The following is a 14,914-nucleotide window of genomic DNA, read 5'->3' as shown; positions in this document are numbered from 1 at the left end:
AAAAACCCTGCCATACGACAGGGTTTTCAATTTCAAACTTATACGTAAGCTTTTAAAACGTCGTCTTTAGCCATTACAGTTTGTAATGATGCTAAAACTTGAAGGGTATTTTGATTATTTGCTGAATAGATTTCACCAAAGTTTGCTTTTGAAACTTTAAAGAAATGGTCTTTATCTTGAGGTTTAATTTGCATTAACTCAGCAAGTACGTTCAGGCTTTCACCTTGGCCTACTGCCATATCACGTGCTAAAGCTTCTGCATTTTCATTTGTGAATGTTACAACTTGCGCTGTTACTGTCCCGCCTTGACGGCAGCCTAAAGTACCGAAAGTGATCCCTAATAATTGGTTAGTAAAAATACCGTTTGTTGTTGCAGCAAGAATTTTAGGCGCTACTCCTTTTTTGCCAGCCCATATTTGTGTACCCGCACCACAACCCACATCGTTGTCAGCCATTGCAACACTTGAACCAGCTGCTAACAATGCAGCTAAAGCTATTTTTTTTAACATAGATGTATATCTCCAAAAATCATTATTGATTGTTTCTTATGTCTTGTATTGTTATGTGTAATTTTTATTACACGCTATTAAAGATAGCGATAAGGCTACGATTTAGCAATTAAAAAATAAACAATATGATGAAAAGTGCTAAAGAAAAATTTACCTTAAATTCCAATTACCTTGATTATCTCGATTACCTAATATTTTAAGAACCAATACCAAGCTTAAAAGTAATAATAAATACCACGACCCAAGCTTGCCCCACCCCACCATATGCCAAGCATCGACCTGACTTGGATAGAGCCAAATTTTATAAAATGTACTTATATTTTCAGCAATCCAGATGATAAATGCGAGCGTCAATAATATCGGTAACATCGGGATTTTAAATTTATGTTCATTTATTTGAAAATAAAGTTTTGTTTTCCAGAAAATAAAAATACTAATCGCAAATAAAATATAGCGAATATCTGGAACAAAAAATTTACTCATAAAATTTATATATGAGAAAAATGCCAGTAATAACATAGTTCCAAATCTTGGAAGCTTTTCAAAAGACACTTGAAACAGTCGTATTGAACGTGCGAAGAAGCTACCTACAGCCGAATACATGAAACCTGCAAATAGAGGCACTGTTAAAATTTTAAATACGGCGGGCTGCGGATATTGCCATGAAGCAATTGCAGGATGCGTTAGGAATATTTCCATGACCATCGCCATGACGTGAAATAAGGCAATTACTTTAGCCTCTGCCCATGACTCCAGTTTTAAATAGAGTAAACAGATCTGGATCAGTACAGCATAGATGAGTAAATAATCATAACGATAGAACCCCATATATTCATGGCTTCCCATCGGTGCTGTTAAAGCAAAAGCAATTAAAAGCAAAATACCAAACAAGGCTGCCGAAACAGCCTTGCCGATAAATTGAAACGGTAAAGTTAGATATTGCACAAAAACTATCCTAGATATTTAGCACTATACTCATGCACTGTATCTACAAAGATTTTTGGTTGCGCAGGGTCTACCCACTGAGTAATCCCATGGCCTAAGTTAGCAATGTAACCCGTCTTTTCACCATTTGCGTAGGCATCATCCAACATGGCTTTTACTGCTTTTTCAATTGAAGCAGCCGAACCATATAAAACAGCAGGATCAAGATTTCCTTGCAAAGCGACACGTCCAGCCACCGTAGTTCGAGCTGTATCTAATCGCGTAGTCCAATCTAAACCTAATGCATCTGCGCCTGTGCTAATCATTGGCTCTAACCATTGACCACCACCTTTAGTGAACACAATGATAGGAATACGTCGACCGTCTTTTTCACGTTGCAAACCAGCAATGATTTTATTCATGTAGTTTAAAGAAAATTCGACATATTCACGATGTGCCAATGCCCCGCCCCAACTATCAAAGATCTGGATCGCCTGAGCACCTGCATCAATTTGAGCATTTAAATAGTCAATGACCGACGTAGCCAAGTGATCAAGTAAAGCATGCAAAACTTCTGGTTGGGCGTACATCATTTGCTTGGTAAAACGGAACTCTTTACTTGAACCACCTTCAACCATATAAGTCGCTAGAGTCCAAGGACTACCAGAGAAACCAATCAGTGGAACTTGACCACCTAAAGCAGAGCGAATTGTGCTTACAGCATTCATGACATAATCAAGGTCTGATTTTGCATTTAACTTAGGTAAATTCGCCACATCTTGTTCAGTACGTACTGTTTTATGGAACTTTGGTCCTTCACCTGTTTCAAAATAAAGACCTAAACCCAGTGCATCTGGAATTGTTAAAATATCTGAAAATAAAATTGCTGCATCTAAATCATAGCGACGCAAAGGTTGTAAAGTGACTTCACAGGCAAAATCTGTATTTTTACATAAGGATAGAAAGTCACCTGCTTTTGAACGTGTTTCACGATATTCAGGCAAATAACGCCCTGCTTGACGCATCATCCATACCGGAGTGGTATCTACAGGTTCGCGTAACAAAGCACGGAGGAAACGATCATTTTTCAAAGTCGTCATTACCAATCTCTATCTTCTTTATGTGGCAGCATCATATCAAAAACAGAGACATTTTTATAATTTCAATTTCACACAAAAAACTCGTCAATCTACTAAAAAATGCATATTTACACAAAAGTCTACTGCAAGCTGCGGGGTTTTCTGCAATACTTGCAACATGTTACATTGGGTTTATTGATATTCTTTTAATCACTAAATTGCCAATCTTGGGCTCATAGAGATGAGTCATTGGTAATTTTATGCACTTTAAGATCACATCAATCCTCCTATTGCTTATATGAAAATTCTTAAGGTTGAATTACATGTTTGTTCGCTCATTACTCGCTATGAGTTTAAGTTGTATCATTGCTAATGTTGCTTTTGCTGCTTCAACAACTGAGCAACCCCTGAACCCTAAAAAGGTATCAGCTCCTGTAGAAGATCCGATTGATCCTTTAGCAGTAGATGCAGCTTCAACTGCAAAAGCTCAAGCTTCGACACAAATTACCGCTCAAGAACAAAGTGACTTAAATCGAGCGTCAACAACATTACAAAATTTGCAAAAAACTGAAGACCAAAATGCTGATTCAGGTATTGCCGCTTCAGCACCAGTAGCCGTAGCTAAAACGACCACAACAACTGCAAAGACTTCAGCTCCAGCAGTTTCTTGGACATTAGATAGCTTAAATTCGGCTGAATGGTATGAAAATATTGGTAAGGGCCAGTTTCCAGTTTATGCTCGTGCTCACGTCATGCTAAATAATGCACATGCATCGCCAGGTGCAATTGACGGTATGAGTGGCAAAAACACGTTAAAAGCAATCTCTTCATTCCAGCAAATGAATGGTTTATCACCTACTGGTGAACTGACTAAAGAAACTTGGGATGCACTAGTTGCCAAGCAAACAAAACCTTCATTTATTGAATACACCATTACTGATGCTGATTTAAAAGGCCCATATGCACAATCAATTCCTTCTGATTATGCTTTACAGGCTAAAATGAAAGGTTTGTACTACACTCGTGTTAGCGAAATGTTGGGTGAAAAGTTTCATATCGATGAAGCTTTCTTAAAAACAATCAATCCAACAGCAACATTCAAAAAAGCGGGTGAAAAAATCATTGTTCCAAACGTACGCAATGATTTACCAGAAGATATTCATTTGATTATTGCCCATAAAGGTGCAAAACAATTGTATCTCTTCAATAGCCGGAACCAAATGATTGCCTCATTTCCTGCAACAATTGGCAGTACTGATACGCCTTCTCCGGCCGGTACTTACAAGGTAGTTGGTGTGGCTCGTAACCCATGGTACAGCTATTCACCTTCGAACTTCGTACAAGGTAAAAACTTAAAACCTCTTTCTTTACCACCTGGCCCGAATGCTCCAGTAGGTAATATCTGGATTGGTTTAAGTAAAAAATCATTCGGTATTCACGGAACACCAAATCCATCTTTGATTTCTAAAACAGCATCACACGGTTGTATCCGTTTAACAAACTGGGATGCAAACGATTTAGGAAATAAAGTACGTTCTGGCGTAACTGTTAAATTCCTTGAGTAATCAATATATTCTTTAAAAGACCTGCCTCTATGGCAGGTTTTTTATTATTAAAAATGCAACACTAAAATAAAAAACCCAAGAATCATATCAATTTTGAAACGACATGTTGCAGTAATCCTATTTTTCTCCCCCATATAGAGCGTTAATATATTTCTCAAGAGATAAATAAAAATTTGGGAGATTAGATCATGAATGCTTACGTACATCGTGGTGAAGATCGAGGTCATGTAAAAGCGGGTTGGTTAGAGTCATATCATAGCTTTTCATTTGGTAGCTGGTACAACCCTAAATATATGGGTGTCAGTGCTTTACGAGTCATTAATGACGACAGAATTGATGCGCATAATGGTTTCGGTACGCACTCGCATGACAATATGGAAATCTTAACCTGTGTGCTAGATGGTGCAATTTCACACCGTGACACGATGGGAAATGAAGGTCAAATTAAAGCAGGTGAATGGCAACTCATGAGTGCTGGCACAGGTGTTGCCCACAGTGAAGTTAACAACACTGATACGCCTGTACATTTATTACAGATCTGGATTATTCCAGATGTAAGAGATGCAGAGCCTAATTACCAACAAATTAGTCTTGACCCACGTAAAGATCCAAATAAATGGCATTTAATTGCAGGACCTGATGCAAATGCACCGATGCATATTCGCCAAAATGCAGAGATAAAGTCGGCTGTATTGGAAAAAGGACATGAATTAAGTGTTGATCCAGTTAAAAAAGTGAATTATATCCACGTTATTTCAGGTGTAATCCGCATCGGTGATCAAGAAGTTAAAGCAGGCGATGCTTTCGTATTTGAGGATAAAGCGACGATTCAGGCAAACGAAGATAGTCAATTTATTTGGTTCGATTTACCTTAAATTAATCAAAAGCCCTTTGAACAAAAGGGCTTTTTTAATCTCCACCACCACCGCCCCCATCACATCCTCCTGAATCTGAAGACGATGAACAGTCATTTGAATAACTAGAGCTATGATGACTAGGGCTATTATCGTGAAAATGATGTGTTGAAGAAGATGAATAATCATGCTCGCCAGATGACGAAGAATTTTTTAAATTTCTAAGCAGTGCAATTAAACAGATCAGACCAATACTGGAAAAAATTGCAATAAATACAATGATAAATAACTTCAAATAACGACCTCCTTGATCAATCTAAACACACATTAAAATAAACTATTTTAAGTTTCCTTCACATACAAATAGGCACTCGCTCTTGATATACCTAAATGTTGTGCAACAGTCTCTACAGCCTTTTTAATGTCTAATAAACCATTATTCTTTAACTCGTGTATTAATTGTTTTCGCTCATTGAGTTTTAACATACGCGGCGTAGTGGCATGTTTTGATGCAAATTGATCGATATATCTTCGAATTGCTTCAGACCCATTCGGTTCCAAATTTTCAATAATGTTGTCAGTTTCAATTTTAGTAAACTGGTCTAAAGCGCTTTGCATGCCCCTAAATAGGGTTAAATCAATATTCATACATAAAGCGGCCACATATTCGCCCTCTTCATCTTTAATACCAATCGAAGTGCTTTTTGCGGGGCGGCCATCTGCAAACTGGTTTGCATAGTTTGAAATAAGATTTGGAAATTCTGGAGACATAATTCTTGCCAGCCCTAACTCTGTTGCTGGATCTCCAATTTTTCGACCAGATAAATTATTGTGTATTGAGAGTATGGCATGTTCAGGATTTGTTAAGTCATGGACAACAACTTCACAAAAAGGAGATAGCGTTTCACTTAATCCTTTCGCGATTGTATCTAGTTGAGTGAGTAAATGTTTATCACGATTTCCCAATGTATTTCCTCCAAATGACTTAATTACTATTTCAAACCCTAGCGTGAAGTATGTAATAGTAATTTAGACTTTTTATCTAATTTTAAACTTAATGTAAATCAAAATCTTATATCTCATTGTTATAACATCAGAAAATAAAATTAGACATTTTATCTAAATATATATATTTTATCTAAACAAGGTCAATATATTGTGAATTGCTTGAGCAATACGAAATCTTGCATCCGAAAACATTGAATAGAATTAGGTTTAATTATGAAAAATTTAACCCTTCCAACTTATGAAGATGTCGCAGCCGCTGCTGAACGCATAAAAGGTTTTGCAAATAAAACCCCTGTTTTAACTTCACGTACTGTTAACAATGAATTTGAAGCAGAAGTATTCTTTAAATGTGAGAATTTTCAGCGTGTTGGCGCTTTCAAATTTCGTGGTGCAATGAATGCGCTTGCACAGTTCGATGAGGCTCAAAAAAAAGCTGGTGTGGTTGCTTTCTCTTCGGGAAATCATGCTCAAGCGATTGCACTGTCAGCAAAAATCCTTGGTATTCCTGCAACAATCATCATGCCCAAAGATGCTCCTGCTGCAAAAATGGCAGCGACGCGAGAATACGGCGGCAATATTGTTGAATTTGACCGTTATACAGAAGATCGAGAACAAATTGGAAAAGAGATTGCAGAAAAAAATGGTCTGACCTTAATTCCATCTTATGATCATCCGCATGTGATTGCAGGTCAAGGAACGGCTGCAAAAGAACTATTTGAAGAAGTTGGTGAGTTGGATTACCTCTTTGTATGTTTAGGTGGAGGAGGTTTATTAGCTGGCTCTGCCTTATCTGCCCGTCAACTCTCTCCGAACTGTAAAATATATGGTGTTGAACCTGCCCTAGGAAATGATGGGCAAATGTCCTTTAGAAAAGGAGAAATTGTTCATATTGATACGCCCCAAACGATTGCCGACGGTGCTCAAACTCAATATTTAGGCAAACTAACTTTTCCTATTATTCAAAAGAATGTAGATGACATTTTGACTGTAAAAGACGAAGAACTCGTGACTTCTATGAAGTTTTTTGCTGAAAGAATGAAGATGGTGGTTGAACCGACAGGATGTCTCGGATTTGCGGCTGCACGCAATTTAAAACATGAATTAAAAGGCAAACGTATAGGCATCATTATTAGTGGTGGGAATGTCGATATTTCTAAATATGTAGAGTTTTTATCAGCTTAATAAAAGTTGGTGTCTATCTATGATGTCAGTTAAAGCGTCATGGATAGACATTACAAGCTACTCGTCTCTCGACTTGCTCGTGTCTTAATTTAAATAAACTTTTGGAGATGGTTATGAGATTTATTTCTGAGTCTGAATCTTCTGCTCTCATCAATCATGAACTCGCTTATGATGCAATTTACGAAGCTTTAATTGCTGCTACTCAACCCGACACTAAAAGTTTTCCTGTGGTTCATGGTCAAGCGTCTGATACAAAAAATACCTTTAGTATTAAATCATCTGCTAATCAGCACTTAGCTGGTCTTAAAGTCGGTTCTTTTTGGGAAGACAACCCTAAAAATGGATTACCACGCCATAACGCACTCATTTTATTATTTAATCAAGCCAATGGAAAAATGGCAGCAGCCATCGAAGCAGGCAAAGTGAATGCCTTCCGTACAGCGGCTTCTAATGCTGTTGCAACCCATGTACTGGCAAGAAAAGATTCAAAAGTATTAGCCATATTTGGTACAGGAAATCAGGCCAAATATGAATGCGAGGCATTAGCGAGAATTAGAAATTTCGATCAGGTTTTGATTGTAGGACTCGACCAAAATAAAGCTGAAACAATGGCAGAAGACCTAAAACAATTAGGGATTAAGCTTAAAATTGCTGGTGCAAAAGAAGCCTGTGAACAAGCGGATATTATTGTGACTGCAACTTCCTCACACACTCCTCTTTTTAAAGCAGAATGGGTCAAAGCCGGTACTCATATTTCATCTATGGGTTCCGATAAAAAGGGTAAACAAGAACTTCCACCAGAGCTATTTTCACAGAGTGGTTTATTCTGTGATCTTAATACTCAGTCTAAAGTCATCGGTGAATTCCAACATGCGCCTGAATCTGCAATTTTAATGAATATCGGTGATGTGCTTTTAGCAAACACTAAAGGAAGACAGTCTCAGGAACAAATCACAATTTATGATAGTTCAGGGTTATCTATACAAGATTTATATATCGCCCAAAAAATTTTAGAAATTTCTTAATATTTATCATTTAACTGCATCATTCAGGTTGATGCAGTTAAGTTAAAACGTGTTTCTTTTATACCTCTTTACCGAATTCATTTTAAAAACAAGAATTAATCTTCAGTAAAAATTTTGGAAAAAGACGTTCTATATTGTTCAGCCTTAACGTCATAATTTTGAAAACCCGAATCAAATACCCACTTTTCAATTTCAGACTTTTTGACTAAATTTTGCAAATAAAGCTGATTATGTCGGTCTAATTCTTCTTTTAAGCTTCTTAGCATGAGTTCATTTAAACCAGCGGGAGGATTAAGACCTGTATCTAAAATACTAGGCGCAAATGCTACACTTTTGAGTTCCAATTGATGGGCTGTTTTTACAGCAGTTTTTATCGCAGCCCCTATTTTCTCTACAGTAAAATCTTCTGGCGCACCCATTCCTATCAATAAAACTTTAGAGGCTTGTATGGTTGATGGAGTTTGATTTATTAAAAGAGCATCATTCAGTTTTGCGCTGAACCAGTTATTTTTCCGTATTTCATTTAGTCTTCCATTTAGAGCATCATCTAAATGTGCCAAACCGCCCGAAAAAGGACGGTTATTCATTTCATGTTCAAAGATACAAGCACAAGAAAGATCAACCTCTGCCGTCGTGCAATCCCAAGTCACGAGTTCAATGCCTAGATTTTGATAATGTCCAATTTTAGTTTGCTTTAAATCTATGCTCATATTTTTACTCTTTTAGTTTTACCAGCCATATTTAAGTTCAAGACCTAGATAATTTGAGTCTTTGCCTCCTGCTCTCTTAATCGTATCTCCGACTTCAAAGTGAACACCTTCGGCAGCCACAGACAAATTAGAATTTATTTTTTGATCTGCTCTCAGTTGAATATATGCCCCCGTCCAGCTTGAACCTTGTCCTGCGGTGTTCGCCATGCTGTTATTACCTTGGAAATAAACTGCATCGTTAGTTGTTTCACGCCATTGAAAACCTAATGCACTTAATAGAGTGAGTTTATCGGAAGGCTTAAGTGTCAGAGACGGTTTGATATGAATAATATTGCTGTAGCCACTATAACCCGCCAAAGTAAAATATGAACCATTTGCAAACAGCTGGTTAAAGGTATTGAGTTCATTATCGTTGGCACTTTTATCGCCTGTGGCAATATCAAACTGGACGCCTAAACGCGGCGACCACGCTTGCTCAGCAAAAGTGTATCCTGTAATGCTACTAAGTCCCCATGCCTGAATAGATTGCGCTCCAATCCTTCCATGTTGAAGCATCCCCTCAACATCCCAATCGATATTGTTCTGTTTACCCATATGACGAACATCATATAAGTCTCGAATTTCATTACCCTTAACACTTGTAAAAGATGCATTATCTCGTTCATAACGTGAGTAATAACCAGATAACTCGCCTCCCCAGACATTTTGTTTATCTACGCGAAAACCGCTAAAACTTAAATTTCTTTTCGAGTGGTCATTAAAAGTTGAATCTTTTTCAATTTGAACAGGTCTGGTGAGATAGCCTAAAACTCTCCAATCGCCATATTCATAATTCGACCAAATGCCATCAAAGGCTTGTCTAACATTTGGACCTTCTCTGTTCGAAATAAAGCGTTGTAAGTCAAAAGCCATCTCTTGACGGCCCACTCTAAACTTAAAAGTTCCATTGTTTAAAGGGCTCACCCACGCAATGAAAGCTTGCTCTACATCGAGTCTATTTTGATCGGTACTTGCAATATTCTTTTTATCAAACGCTCGTGCATCACTGAACTGAGTAAAGAATTGTAAATGGTCACCAATACGAGCATCTGCATGAACTTGTAATCTTTGAATTAAATAGCGATCTGCTTGATTATTTCCGCTGCCAAATCTCGCATTATTATTGACTTCAAAACGCTCACGAATATTCGCTCCCAATGACAAATAATTATTATTGCCAAAAGGTATATATTTGAAGTCATCTCCTATTTTCTTTGGGACACACGGATTTTTTAAAACATCCCAATTTTCTTGCCAACGATTGTTTGAGATTTTTGGACGAGTTGGACATACATTTGTATTTGAAACTTCTTGTTCTGCATAAGCAAATTCATAAAGAAATAAACTACCCGTTAGCAATAAACTCATTTTAATTATTTTAAGGTAAGTTTCTGAGCACTTAATTCGACTGTTTCTATCATTAGAAATATGCGGGGCCATATTTTTATCCATGGTAATAAATAGATTATTGCAGAGACTTAATTTTTTACGCTCACATTGCCCTTGGACAATATGAACGTTGTTTTTTATCAACATTTAAGGCAATAAATTACTTTATGGGCGCATGAATTTCGGCAATATACCCACCAGGGAACTGTACCATCGCTGCCTCACGACCCTCTGATTTATAGGCATTGACCAGAACTTTCACACCTGCTTTTGTCGCTTTATCTAAAGTCTCAGATAAATTTTTGACTTCATAGCCCGTCATATCATGCCCATATGGATAAGGAAGATGACCATCGGTGACCAACACAGTCATTTTGCCGAAATCAGATTCGACGCGAATACGTCTATAGGTTTCATTTGGTCGTCCAATTTCTACACCAGCAGCCTTTGGATTATCTGAAACCACTTTACCGTGCGAGAAATTGACGAACTTTTTAACAAAAGAGTCTGCACTTTGTTTTGAAATATAAATACGATTTTCTGGAACAGTTTCTAACTTGCTATAGTTAGGTTTAGTCGTGTGCCAATAAAGCTGCATATTCACGCCGCCCGGCCACTGGATGACCGCATCACGCCCGATCGGGTCTGGAAATGCATCCACAATCACATCTGCACCGTTTGCTTTAGCTGACTGTACGGCTGCATCCATATCTTTGACTAAATAGCCTGTTCGCTCCAAACCAAAAGGATATGGAACCGGAGTTTTAAAACCAAATACAGACAGTGTTCCAACTGGAGTTAATACAAGCTGAGACATGGTCTGGCTTGGTGTTGGCGTCACCTGAAAAACACCCTGTTTAGATTTGGTTCCCCCAAATGTCGCCACTAAACTATCGGTAAATTTATCAAAGTCTTCGGGGTTCACATAAACATGCGTTGTATCGTATTGAGGGGCTACACCCGGCGCTTCACTTTTTACACTCGTTGTTGTTTTGGCTAAAACTTGAGGAACAAAGGCAACATTTATGCCCACTAGCATTGTGCTTAAAAGCAAGGCTGATAAGGATTTACGCATAAAAGACTCCTGTTTATTTTGGGTGCTATAACTTATTGTGACTTCGTTTTTTGATTAGAAAGAATGGTGACCATAACCAATGCAGCGATGAGACCAAGGTGTTCAAAGAAACTGTTAAACGTACTAAAGAATGCTGGACCTGTATGATTCCAAAAATCGTTTGCAACAAGCATCGCTATAGCGGTTAGACACCCTAAAGCCCCAGCTCCTAACCAGACAAATCGATTAAAAATAACCAAGAGCGAACCAACAATTTCAATAACAATCGCTGTAGCTGCCCAGAGCCAAGCAGGCTGTAAACCAAAACTTGCTTGCTCCTCAACCGCCAGATGAAACCCTATGAATTTATTAATACCCCCCACTAAATAAGCCGAAACTAATGCAACTCTTAGAAGTGGAAGTAAGCCATAAATTGATAAAATATTTTTTACCCAGACTGGATTATTATTAATCAAGTCACTCATTTGTGTACCTCATTGATATTCTATATTCCTGACATTTAAAAAAACATCCAATCCAGTATTAATAAAAATTATCTATTTAATATAAAAACCAAAATTTAAATTATCTCTCAAAAATTAGATAAAATATTTTTAATCTGAAAGTCATTATTCATATATTTTTATTAATCACCAGATAAAACAAAATCAAAGATGTTATATATAAAATCAAAAATAAACGTAAACTACTAGACACCTATTTAAATACAAACTGTATCCTTAAAAGATACAATGATTGATTAAGTAAAAAATCATAATATAGTTTAGCGACATGCCACCTTAGCCTTTAAAAATTTAATGGATAAACTAGACTGTATTAATACTTTTATCAGCGTTGTCGAAAGTGGAAATTTTAGTAATGCCTCTAGAAATTTAGGAATCAGCAGAGATCAGGTTTCTAAAAGAATTTTTTATTTAGAAAGTCTATTTAGTACATCATTTTTTACGCGTAATACCCGGAAAATGGACCTCACCCGCTCAGGAGAGAAGTTCTATCAACGTTGTAAAGTCATTGTTGAAGAATTAGATTTAGCCGCTAATGACTTTATATATGATCAAAAGTACCCTGAGGGTATATTAAAAATCAACGTTCCTCATGCTTTTATTCAAACTTGCTTTTCAGATATTATTTCTAATTTTCTAATTCAATATCCGAACATAGAAATTGACCTCTTATTTTCAGAAAAAACAATAGATATCAATGAAAGTAAATTTGATATTGTTTTAAAAGTTGAAGAAGACATTAAAGAAGAAAATATTTTTATTTTAGACAGCTATAAAATAAATTTTTATACAACATCTGCTTTTTTAAATAAGCATGGAAAACCTAAAAACATAGAAGAATTAAGAAAACATAATATATTATTATATTCAGGGTTGGATTTAAAAAACAAAATTATTAATTCACGCCCTCAACTGATCTGCAACAACATCGAAATCCTGTTAGATTTATGCAAAAAAAATCAAAGTATTTTATTTATGCCTGATTTTTTAGCAAAGAAATATGAAGATGATGGCGTTATTATTAATTGCTCACAAGACATCTTTTCATCAAAACTTCATTTTTATGCAACCACTCCTTATGGATCAAAAATTCCAAAAAAGGTTGAGCTTTTTTTAGACTCATTAAAGCAACATTTTTCTAACTATCACTGAAGCTTTATAATTTAGTTTTTCAATCACATAGTGCTATGCGTTTTTTACCCCCATCAAAAAACAATCCAGCACCTTCTCTCGCTCGATTGTTACATCTGAGCTTAAAAGCTGAATAATTGCGCCTTCAATCATATATAAAAATAGTTTGGCATCTTGAAATGAAACATCAGTTTTTAGCAATCTAAGCTGGCTATAGATTTCATTGATTAGCCAAGTTCTATACCTCACTGCGGTTTGGTAGGCTTTTGGATAGGTCAGTTTCGTTTCAAAAATTGCTTTAAATAATAAATAGTAGTGCCCCTCTAAATCGGTATGTAAGAAATAAAGTGCCTTGAGTTTATCAATCGCGCTCGTGTGGTTGGCGTACTCAGCAATTGAAATCACTTTTTCTTTTAGCCGTTCTTTTTGTACGGTCAAACAGATTTCAATAAACCGCTCTTTAGAGTGAAAATAATGATAAAAAGTCGCTTTTGGAATTTCAGACTCTTTCACAATTCTGTCGACCCCAACCGTATGAAATCCGTGATGATGAAATAAATGAATCGACGTATGAATGACTTGAATAGCACGCGTTGGGAGAACTAAATTTGGCATAGTTTTACCGTTATAAATTAAGTTTTTGTTGTATATAAATGAGATACAAAAGCCGCTGCCCTTTTTGGGAGAAAAAAAGGCATAGCAAAGCCGTAAAGACGGTACTTGGCACATCTCAAGTTTTATTGTTGAAATAAGTTTTTAGCCGTAATGACTTAAAGTCTGAAAAGCCGATGAGCCTTCAAACTGTTTAAAGATGAATTAAGTGGTGTCGTTATAGCTTTTGGCAAAGGCTGCCAAGAAATTAAGAATGTGCAAAGCCAACTCCTTTTTATTGGGAGTTCTGCCAGAGCATTAATAAGAATTATGGTGGCAGAACGAAAGAGGGTTGACAGACTGGCTCAAGACCCAGCACGCACGAAGGCGTCCCCCTTCCGTCCTACCGCAACAAAAGGGAGACGAACGGGTTTACATTAAAAAAACGAATTTTTTCAATGTACTTGAGCACGGCCTGTCAAAGCCGGCTGGCAATGTGGCCAGCAGGCAAAGGATAAGCTTCACATTTGTTGCAGTCAAGCACACAAAATGACATTTGCTTTAAATTAGATCATTAAAAAGTAATGTTAAATAATGAATAAGTTATTGTTAAATTGGGGTTTATAAAGTTGCGGAATTTTTAGATATAGCGGTTTAGGAAACTAGAAATGCGCTAGTATGGCTTTCACCACCTGCGCTTTATTATTAAAGTTATTGTTTAATTGAGTATTTGAAATGTGCCCTAAAGCTATGAGGTTTTTCTATTTTTAAAAGAACGCTATCCTGCAACGATAAATATACTGCGTTGATAGATTAATTTATTTTATCAATTTTAAAAATTTTACCACTTAGAGTACTTTGAAAAAACATTTCAAAACCCGGTCGTATATCTTCACCTTCAACTGTAATGTATTTTAAATTAGAAAAACATTGAGTATTAGCGAAATAATTATCTACTGTTGCCTGAATGACGTATTTAATTCCAAACTGGTCTTTAACACTGATATTTTGTTTAAGCATGACGATATCCTAATAAAATTATGGCAGAAATAATGGACCCGCCTAAATATCCAATAGTAAACTGAGTTTTAACTAACTCTATAATCTAATTTAAATAGTTGATTTATAGACGCATAAAAGGTGCGACCATCTAAATTTAAATCAACTTCAATTCCAGAGGAAAGAAGAACTCTTTTACCAACTTCAACAGTTTTAAAACCTTCACGTGTATTTTGTATTCTATTTAGAGGAATTAAAGACACTAAAATTTCTGTACCATTTTTAGATTTTGCAATTAAATCATTTATTTTTAACAATTTATATCCTAAAT

At 36.4% G+C, this 14,914-nt stretch carries 17 protein-coding genes; 5 read left to right on the top strand and 12 right to left on the bottom strand.

The features are described 5' to 3' along the window. Window positions 1–38: 38 nt before the first annotated feature. From MKL38_RS06230 to hemE, 3 genes are all read right to left on the bottom strand, one after another. The gene (locus tag MKL38_RS06230) at window positions 39–509 is read right to left on the bottom strand and encodes a DUF3015 family protein (RefSeq protein ID WP_270902822.1); all 471 of its coding nucleotides are present in this window, start codon (window positions 507–509) and stop codon (window positions 39–41) included. A 150-nt stretch (window positions 510–659) separates the two neighbouring features. After that, the gene (locus MKL38_RS06225; protein WP_209831225.1) at window positions 660–1,454 is read right to left on the bottom strand and encodes a DUF817 domain-containing protein; all 795 of its coding nucleotides are present in this window, start codon (window positions 1,452–1,454) and stop codon (window positions 660–662) included. Between the two features lie 5 nt (window positions 1,455–1,459). Next, window positions 1,460–2,533, bottom strand: a complete 1,074-nt coding sequence (gene hemE, locus MKL38_RS06220; RefSeq protein WP_017387937.1) for a uroporphyrinogen decarboxylase — start codon at window positions 2,531–2,533, stop codon at window positions 1,460–1,462. A gap of 302 nt (window positions 2,534–2,835) precedes the next feature. On the opposite strand from hemE, the gene MKL38_RS06215 reads away from it, so the two are divergent. Both MKL38_RS06215 and MKL38_RS06210 read left to right on the top strand, forming a co-directional pair. Beyond that, complete coding sequence (locus tag MKL38_RS06215) at window positions 2,836–4,077, top strand: L,D-transpeptidase family protein (RefSeq protein ID WP_209831227.1); 1,242 nt, start codon at window positions 2,836–2,838, stop codon at window positions 4,075–4,077. Window positions 4,078–4,265: 188 nt separating this feature from the next. Beyond that, window positions 4,266–4,952, top strand: a complete 687-nt coding sequence (locus MKL38_RS06210; protein WP_151743315.1) for a pirin family protein — start codon at window positions 4,266–4,268, stop codon at window positions 4,950–4,952. Window positions 4,953–4,986: 34 nt separating this feature from the next. Here MKL38_RS06210 and MKL38_RS06205 read toward each other — a convergent pair whose 3' ends face one another. Beyond that, window positions 4,987–5,226 (bottom strand): hypothetical protein, encoded by a 240-nt coding sequence (locus tag MKL38_RS06205; protein WP_270902882.1) that lies wholly within the window; start codon window positions 5,224–5,226, stop codon window positions 4,987–4,989. Window positions 5,227–5,273: 47 nt separating this feature from the next. Further along, the gene (locus tag MKL38_RS06200) at window positions 5,274–5,897 is read right to left on the bottom strand and encodes a helix-turn-helix transcriptional regulator (protein ID WP_198079685.1); all 624 of its coding nucleotides are present in this window, start codon (window positions 5,895–5,897) and stop codon (window positions 5,274–5,276) included. Between the two features lie 255 nt (window positions 5,898–6,152). Here MKL38_RS06200 and MKL38_RS06195 point away from each other — a divergent pair, with 255 nt between their 5' ends. Together MKL38_RS06195 and MKL38_RS06190 are read left to right on the top strand one after the other, a co-directional pair. Further along, window positions 6,153–7,121 (top strand): threo-3-hydroxy-L-aspartate ammonia-lyase, encoded by a 969-nt coding sequence (locus MKL38_RS06195; protein ID WP_270902821.1) that lies wholly within the window; start codon window positions 6,153–6,155, stop codon window positions 7,119–7,121. A 113-nt stretch (window positions 7,122–7,234) separates the two neighbouring features. Beyond that, a complete protein-coding gene (locus tag MKL38_RS06190; RefSeq protein ID WP_270902820.1) occupies window positions 7,235–8,146 on the top strand; it encodes an ornithine cyclodeaminase family protein in 912 nt (303 codons plus the stop codon). Between the two features lie 95 nt (window positions 8,147–8,241). On the opposite strand, the gene MKL38_RS06185 is transcribed toward MKL38_RS06190, so the two are convergent. From MKL38_RS06185 to MKL38_RS06170, 4 genes are all read right to left on the bottom strand, one after another. After that, window positions 8,242–8,856 carry a M17 family peptidase N-terminal domain-containing protein gene (locus MKL38_RS06185; protein WP_270902819.1) on the bottom strand — a complete coding sequence of 205 codons (615 nt, stop codon included), beginning with the start codon at window positions 8,854–8,856 and terminating at the stop codon, window positions 8,242–8,244. 18 nt (window positions 8,857–8,874) lie between these two features. After that, window positions 8,875–10,335 carry an alginate export family protein gene (locus MKL38_RS06180; protein WP_333724201.1) on the bottom strand — a complete coding sequence of 487 codons (1,461 nt, stop codon included), beginning with the start codon at window positions 10,333–10,335 and terminating at the stop codon, window positions 8,875–8,877. Window positions 10,336–10,444: 109 nt separating this feature from the next. Continuing rightward, entirely contained in the window at window positions 10,445–11,359 is a 915-nt protein-coding gene (locus MKL38_RS06175) for a glyoxalase (protein WP_270902817.1), read from the bottom strand. A gap of 32 nt (window positions 11,360–11,391) precedes the next feature. Further along, the gene (locus tag MKL38_RS06170; RefSeq protein WP_270902816.1) at window positions 11,392–11,823 is read right to left on the bottom strand and encodes a DoxX family protein; all 432 of its coding nucleotides are present in this window, start codon (window positions 11,821–11,823) and stop codon (window positions 11,392–11,394) included. Window positions 11,824–12,156: 333 nt separating this feature from the next. Between MKL38_RS06170 and MKL38_RS06165 the strand changes: the two genes are divergently transcribed. Next, a complete protein-coding gene (locus MKL38_RS06165; protein ID WP_270902815.1) occupies window positions 12,157–13,014 on the top strand; it encodes a LysR family transcriptional regulator in 858 nt (285 codons plus the stop codon). 33 nt (window positions 13,015–13,047) lie between these two features. Here the strand turns inward: MKL38_RS06165 and MKL38_RS06160 are convergent, their stop codons facing one another. The 3 genes from MKL38_RS06160 to MKL38_RS06150 all read right to left on the bottom strand — a co-directional run bounded on the left by MKL38_RS06160 (window position 13,048) and on the right by MKL38_RS06150 (window position 14,900). Next, window positions 13,048–13,608: a TetR/AcrR family transcriptional regulator gene (locus tag MKL38_RS06160; RefSeq protein ID WP_270902814.1), complete on the bottom strand. Its 561-nt coding sequence runs from the start codon at window positions 13,606–13,608 to the stop codon at window positions 13,048–13,050. Window positions 13,609–14,397: 789 nt separating this feature from the next. Then, window positions 14,398–14,604, bottom strand: a complete 207-nt coding sequence (locus tag MKL38_RS06155; RefSeq protein WP_004643550.1) for a hypothetical protein — start codon at window positions 14,602–14,604, stop codon at window positions 14,398–14,400. A 68-nt stretch (window positions 14,605–14,672) separates the two neighbouring features. Beyond that, the gene (locus tag MKL38_RS06150) at window positions 14,673–14,900 is read right to left on the bottom strand and encodes a hypothetical protein (RefSeq protein WP_003650533.1); all 228 of its coding nucleotides are present in this window, start codon (window positions 14,898–14,900) and stop codon (window positions 14,673–14,675) included. Window positions 14,901–14,914: the final 14 nt, after the last annotated feature.

The sequence above is a fragment of the Acinetobacter sp. AOR14_HL genome (assembly GCF_027855175.1).
In the GTDB taxonomy this organism is placed as follows: Bacteria; Pseudomonadota; Gammaproteobacteria; order Pseudomonadales; family Moraxellaceae; genus Acinetobacter; species Acinetobacter calcoaceticus.
Note: the sequence above shows the minus strand (reverse complement) of the source record. Positions and strands in the feature narration are given on the sequence as shown.

Coding starts and splice junctions, on each gene's coding strand:
- MKL38_RS06155 (WP_004643550.1), bottom strand. CDS start 14,604: ATGCTTAAACAAAATATCAGTGTTAAAGACCAGTTTGGAATTAAATAC.
- MKL38_RS06170 (WP_270902816.1), bottom strand. CDS start 11,823: ATGAGTGACTTGATTAATAATAATCCAGTCTGGGTAAAAAATATTTTA.
- MKL38_RS06160 (WP_270902814.1), bottom strand. CDS start 13,608: ATGCCAAATTTAGTTCTCCCAACGCGTGCTATTCAAGTCATTCATACG.
- MKL38_RS06210 (WP_151743315.1), top strand. CDS start 4,266: ATGAATGCTTACGTACATCGTGGTGAAGATCGAGGTCATGTAAAAGCG.
- MKL38_RS06180 (WP_333724201.1), bottom strand. CDS start 10,335: ATGGCCCCGCATATTTCTAATGATAGAAACAGTCGAATTAAGTGCTCA.
- MKL38_RS06190 (WP_270902820.1), top strand. CDS start 7,235: ATGAGATTTATTTCTGAGTCTGAATCTTCTGCTCTCATCAATCATGAA.
- MKL38_RS06175 (WP_270902817.1), bottom strand. CDS start 11,359: ATGCGTAAATCCTTATCAGCCTTGCTTTTAAGCACAATGCTAGTGGGC.
- MKL38_RS06230 (WP_270902822.1), bottom strand. CDS start 509: ATGTTAAAAAAAATAGCTTTAGCTGCATTGTTAGCAGCTGGTTCAAGT.
- MKL38_RS06185 (WP_270902819.1), bottom strand. CDS start 8,856: ATGAGCATAGATTTAAAGCAAACTAAAATTGGACATTATCAAAATCTA.
- MKL38_RS06165 (WP_270902815.1), top strand. CDS start 12,157: ATGGATAAACTAGACTGTATTAATACTTTTATCAGCGTTGTCGAAAGT.
- MKL38_RS06195 (WP_270902821.1), top strand. CDS start 6,153: ATGAAAAATTTAACCCTTCCAACTTATGAAGATGTCGCAGCCGCTGCT.
- hemE (WP_017387937.1), bottom strand. CDS start 2,533: ATGACGACTTTGAAAAATGATCGTTTCCTCCGTGCTTTGTTACGCGAA.
- MKL38_RS06215 (WP_209831227.1), top strand. CDS start 2,836: ATGTTTGTTCGCTCATTACTCGCTATGAGTTTAAGTTGTATCATTGCT.